This window comes from Belliella marina, from assembly GCF_042682445.1.
Classification (GTDB): Bacteria; Bacteroidota; Bacteroidia; order Cytophagales; family Cyclobacteriaceae; genus Belliella; species Belliella marina.
In genome coordinates, this window is sequence record NZ_JBHUHR010000026.1 from 1 (window position 1) to 5,917 (window position 5,917).

A 5,917-nucleotide genomic window follows, 5' to 3' on the forward strand; every position below is an offset into this window, starting at 1 on the left:
GAGGATGGCCCTAAAGAGTCCGATCCAGAGGATGTGGATGTAGAGACATCAGCCGACCTTGATATCGTGAAGACTGCAACAAGTGCAACTGTAGTGGCGGGTGAGAACATCAGCTACACCATCACGGTAAGCAATGCCGGTCCAAGTGATGCACAGGATGTAACGGTAACCGATGTATTGCCATCAGGGACAGGCTTTGTGTCAGCCGACAACGGCGGAACGGAAGCGGGTGGAACAGTCATCTGGAACTTGGGAACCTTGGCAGCAGGAGAGAGCGTGACGGTGAACCTTGTGCTTTCCACTTCTCCATCCCTTGCTGTGGGCACAAGCATCAGCAACATCGCTGTTGTTGAATCGCCGACCGATCCGGAGGGGCCAAAAGAATCCGATCCAGAGGATGTGGATGTAGATGCCGTGGCCGACCTTGATATCGTGAAGACTGCAACGAGCGCTACTGTAGTGGCGGGTGAGAACATCAGCTACAACATCACAGTAAGCAATGCCGGTCCAAGTGATGCACAGGATGTAACCGTTACCGACGTGTTGCCATCAGGAACAGGCTTTGTGTCAGCAACCAACGGTGGTACAGAAACAGGAGGAACAGTCACCTGGAACTTGGGAACCTTGGCAGCAGGAGAGAGCATAACGGTAAGTTTGGTACTATCTACCCCGTCATCCCTAGAAGCCGGTACAACGATCAGCAACATAGCGGTGGTGGATTCGCCAACCGACGAGAATGGCCCTAAAGAGTCTGAACCAGAAGATGTGGAAGTAGAAACCGAAGCAGAATTGGGTATTGTAAAAACAGCAAACAGCTCGACTGTGCTTGCTGGTGAAAATATCACCTATAGCATAACAGTAAATAACGCAGGCCCGAGTGATGCTCAGGGAGTGATGGTATCCGATGTATTGCCGGAGGGAACAGCCTTTGTATCTGCCAGCAATGGAGGAACGGTGACATCCGGTACGGTTAACTGGAGCTTGGGGACTCTGGCAGCAGGAGAGGGCATAACGATAAGTTTGGTAGTGTCTACAGATGCGGACCTTGAGTTTGATCATGTCATCAGAAACATCGCAGTAGCCACAAGTCCTACCATAGAAGGAGATGGGATTGAGTCAAATCCTGTGGATGTGGTTATCCTTGATGATACAACAGTGATATCGGTATCCAAAGTGTCCGATATCCTGACAGCTTCCCCGGGTGATGTGGTCAATTATACCATAAGCATAAGAAACGAAGGGGAATTTACCGCCAAGGGGCTTGTCATCACAGATGATTTGCCGTCAGGGCTGACGGTTCTGAATATGTCATTGGATGGTGGGATCAATGGGGACAACATCACATGGACAATCGATGAGCTTGGAGTCAATGAAACCATAAACATTGAAATCTCTGCGCTGGTTACTTTAGAACAGGGAAGTATTGTGAATAGGGTGGTTGTTTCGGGGGATAATTTCCCTGAAGTGGTTGTAGATGCAGAAGCTGTCATTATCAATGTGGTTGATCTCAGTATAACCAAAACCGTATCGGCACCAATGGTTATGGTGGGAATGCCATTCATTTACACAATCAATGTCGTGAATGATTCCGGATCAGATGCTTCTGAAGTGGTTGTGACGGACTTTATACCACTGGGAGTGCGGTTTGTCGATGCGCAGGTATCTGCGGGAAGTTTCTCATATAATTCAACAACGAGGGTTGTCACATGGGAGGTTGGCCTGCTTGAATCCATGGGTTCAATTGAAATGGTATTGAATGTAGAGGCTGAAAATCCCGGGGAAATCTCCAATACGGCAAGTGTTGAGTCCAGGGAGTTGGATACAGATGAATCAGACAACACTGCGACGGTCTCCCATACGCAGCTGGAGCTTAAGATCCCCAATGTGTTTACACCTAATGGGGATGGCATCAACGACACATGGGCCATAGAAGGTATCATACATTTCTTTGCCTCCAACAAGCTTGTGGTCGTCAACAGATGGGGGGTTGAAGTCTTTAGGACGAATAACTATAACAATGATTGGAATGGTGGTAATTTGGCTGAAGGCTCGTACTTCTATCAACTGACGGCAGTAGACCATCAGGGCAGGGAGCAGGTATTTACCGGATATGTTACAATTTTAAGATAATCGATTATGAAAAAAGTTAAGCTTTTGATAATACTTGGCCTTATCGCCATGGGCTGTACTGAATTGATGGGACAACAAGTCCCCCAATTCAGCCAGTATATGTTTAATCCACTTTTTATCAACCCTGCCTATACAGGCTACAAAGAGCAACTTTACGTCCAAAGCTATTACAGGAAGCAATGGGCTGGGGTCGAGGGGAGCCCGGAGACATTGGCGCTTGGCGCTGATGGGTTTCTGCCAAACCAAAACCTGGGGTTTGGGGTGGTGGGGGTCTTGGATAGGATAGGGGCGCAAAGGACAAGTGGTGTATATGGCAATCTGGCTTATCACCTTAGGCTTTCCGAAAGCAGATACCTGAGTTTTGGGGTTGGGATTGGGGTGGTCAATTCCATGTTGGACGGAGCGTTGTTGGTACCGGGGGATTCAGATGATCCATCCGTCCCGATTGGAAAGAACCAAATGGTTTACCCGGATTTCAAGGCAGGTCTGTTCTACTATGATGAAAATTTCTTTTTGGGTGTTGCGGTAGATAACCTGATGGGCCCCCTGTTGGATTTTGACAATGGGGACATGATAGCCGAACCAAGATCCCATATGAACCTTTCTGCCGGGACCTGGGTCGATATCAGCCACAATGTGGCCTTCAGGCCTTCCTTCATGTTTATGGATGACTTCAAGACGCCTGCCAGGTTGGATTTGAATGCGTCATTCGTATTTATCGAGAAATTTTGGTTGGGGGCATCCTACAGGACGGCGGTGGATTATGCAGACAGGGCCCTCAATGAACAGCTGAAGAAAAGTACCTCAATCGTTGGTTTGCTGGAGGTATATGTCACCGAAGGCCTTCGTATCGGCTATGCATATGACCATTCTGTAAACGGTTTCAACCCAAGAAACTTTTCCACGCACGACATCTCTGTTGGATACCTTTTTCCGGCGAAAAGAATCAAATCAATCTCTCCCAGAAATTTCTGATTTATGTTAAAGAACTATACCATAATTGCATATTTGATACTTTTTTTCACGGTGGGCTGTGTCTCCCTGAAGGATAGGTATCTGAACTCTGCCCAGGAGAATGAGGGCATGCTGAACTATTCCCTGGCAAAAGACGACTACCTGAAGTCTTGGAATGAGTCGGAAAATGAGCTTGCTGCGAGAGGTCTTGCACAAAGCAATCTTAAGATCAGGGATTTTGAACAGGCTGAGGCCTGGTACACGAAGCTTTTGAAAATGGAGGCTGTCGAAAACCTTGATTATTTCAATTTTGCAAAGGTATTGGCAGCAAATGCAAAGTTTGGGGAAGCCAAAACCAATCTTGGTATATACCTTGATAATGGAGGGGGAGAAGTCTCCCAAGAGGAAGTCGAGTCATTGAAAGTTTCCATAGAAAAAGGGAAAAATTTAGTCAATGAAAGTACTGAAAGCCTGGTTGAGCCAATCAAAGGGGTAAACACCCCCTTTTCAGAATTTGCCCCCCAGGTTGTCGGTACCGGTTTGTCATTTGTCTCGGACAGGGTTGATGACTTTGAGGGCAAGATCGATTATAGGAATTCATTTTCGGGCAAAAGATATGGCTGGACCGGGAATGGTTTCCTTTCCGTCTACCGTTCAACATACGATTCTACATCAAACACGGCAACAGGAATAGAAATACATGAAGATTACAGATATGATTTTCATATTGGACCGATTTATGAGACTCCTTCGATTGTCTTTTACTCAAAATCACCAGTCCCAAAAGAATCAAGGAAGTTCACAATAAAGAAAGTTGACCTGACTGTTTTTCCGGGGATTTACTATAGGGAAGTAAATGAAGACTCAACTTATTCAAAGGAAAAATCTTTGCCGGTGAATTCGAGCCTGGAGTATCTGTTGATCGACCCATTCTGGGATGAAGATGCGCAGACCCTTTATTTTGCCTCTGATATGCCTGGGGGATATGGGGGGACCGATATCTATAAAATCCAAAAACTGGGGGATGGTACATGGTCTGAGGTGGAAAACCTAGGCCCGGATGTCAATACATTTGGGGATGAAAGATCTCCGTCCATAGACCAATTGCAGGATTTGTATTTCTCCTCAAACGGCCACCCTGGATTGGGCGGGCTTGATATTTTCCGGATAAAAAACTATGGAAATAACGCAGGGGAGGCTGAGAACCTGGGGAGCCCAATCAATTCCAACAGGGACGATTTTTCTTTTATCAAATTGGATGGAAACAAAGCCTATATCTCTTCCGATAGGGTTGGGGGCAAAGGGAGCGATGACCTTTATCAAGTAATCCTCAATTATGAAGAGTTTTTTGTCCTAAACGGTGTGGTATTGGACAAGGCTGACCGCAGCCCCATCCCGGATGCGGTGGTTACGGCAATCAACCTGGACAACGGGGTAAACCTAAGGTATATTACAGACGGTGAGGGGAGATTCACCTTCAGGATCCCGTTTCTGCAGGCATATGATTTGGCTGCATCCTCTACAGGCTATATCGGTTCCGAACTGAAAAAAGTTGTGGATGGCAGCCAGAGGGAGAGGGCTGAGAAGGAAAAATCCGTAGAGGTGTTGTTGGACAGGTTGGTCATCAACAAGGTCTATTCTGTGGAGAACATCTTCTATGATTTCGACAAATGGGATATCCGGCCGGATGCGGAGGGGCCGTTGATGAACCTGGTGAAGATCATGTCCGAAAACCCGACCCTGAAAATAGAACTCCACTCACACACCGATGCCCGCGGTGCGAGAAGATACAACCAGACGCTGTCGGAAAAGAGGGCGCAGTCGGCAGTCGACTTCATAGTCGGCAAGGGGATAGGTGCGAACAGGATCAAGGCGATAGGCTTCGGCATGGAACAGCTGTTGAATGGCTGTGCTCCGGGAGTGGAATGTACCGAGGAGGAGCACCAGCTCAACAGGAGGACTGAGTTCAAGATCATAGACCTCTGATCCGTGGGCGTGCCGCCGACGGGAAAAAGCCGGGGGGAAAGTCCTCCCCCGGCTTTTTTTGTTGCCACGGCGACAAAAAACCCCCTTATGGTATCAAGTTTGGCATCCGGGCTTTTCCGGTGCCTGCGTGGGTGGTAGATTTGGGGGGCATATACCAATGCCGCAAAAAAAAAGTCCACCAACAATACAAAGTCCGAAAGAATATGAACAACCAGGTAGAGATAGGTTTCTGGGAATTGGAGATGGGATCCGGTATGGTGACAGTCTCAAGGCCGCTTGCCGATATGGCCGGGCTTGGGCATGGCGGAGTCCTGCACGTGGGGGAGCTGTTTGGGCGGGTCCTGCATGCGCGTGAGGGGTTCAGGATCCTGAGGAAGGCCAGGAAGGCTGTGGCCTGCAACAGGTCGTTTTCGGAGACCGTCGTGATCAGTCCCCCCGGTGGGCTGGAGCCCGTCCGTCTGGTCGTGGTGGGGAAGCCTGTTGCCGGGGGTGGGCATGCCGTGAAGCTGTCCGGGATGGCCTTGCGGTACAATGGGTCCAGGGCGGAATCCGTCGCGGAAAACCCGGTTGAAGGCCCCTGCGGTGGTTTGGGGAAGCCGTTGCTGGACAAAGACGTGGGAAGCCTCTGCAGCCTGACGATCGAGCAGAAGATCGTGCTGACCGAAGTGCGGTATTACCTCTCGCACAGGATCATGAACCATGTGGCCAACCTGATGGGCCTGTATGACATCTACAGGGACCTGGACACGGAAGGCGAGAGGCGGGAGTTTGTGGACTACATGGGCATCAGCATCGGAAAGCTCGACGATGAGATCAGGATGGTCTACGACAGGATCGAAAGCGTGGA

Annotated in this window: 4 protein-coding genes; all 4 read left to right on the top strand. The window is 48.9% G+C overall.

Features of this window, described 5'->3' with window-relative positions; all coding sequences use genetic code 11:
• On the top strand, nucleotides 1-2,130 hold a 2,130-nt coding region (locus tag ACFSKL_RS09685), incomplete at its 5' end, for a T9SS type B sorting domain-containing protein (protein WP_376885751.1).
• 6 nt (nucleotides 2,131-2,136) lie between these two features.
• Nucleotides 2,137-3,105 carry a PorP/SprF family type IX secretion system membrane protein gene (locus tag ACFSKL_RS09690; protein ID WP_376885753.1) on the top strand — a complete coding sequence of 323 codons (969 nt, stop codon included), beginning with the start codon at nucleotides 2,137-2,139 and terminating at the stop codon, nucleotides 3,103-3,105.
• A 3-nt stretch (nucleotides 3,106-3,108) separates the two neighbouring features.
• Entirely contained in the window at nucleotides 3,109-5,070 is a 1,962-nt protein-coding gene (locus ACFSKL_RS09695) for an OmpA family protein (RefSeq protein ID WP_376885755.1), read from the top strand.
• 203 nt (nucleotides 5,071-5,273) lie between these two features.
• On the top strand, nucleotides 5,274-5,917 hold a 644-nt coding region (locus ACFSKL_RS09700; protein WP_376885756.1), incomplete at its 3' end, for a hypothetical protein.

Excerpts from the sequence above, each read along its gene's own strand:
- ACFSKL_RS09690 (WP_376885753.1), top strand. The coding sequence starts at position 2,137 with ATGAAAAAAGTTAAGCTTTTGATAATACTTGGCCTTATCGCCATGGGC.
- ACFSKL_RS09695 (WP_376885755.1), top strand. The coding sequence starts at position 3,109 with ATGTTAAAGAACTATACCATAATTGCATATTTGATACTTTTTTTCACG.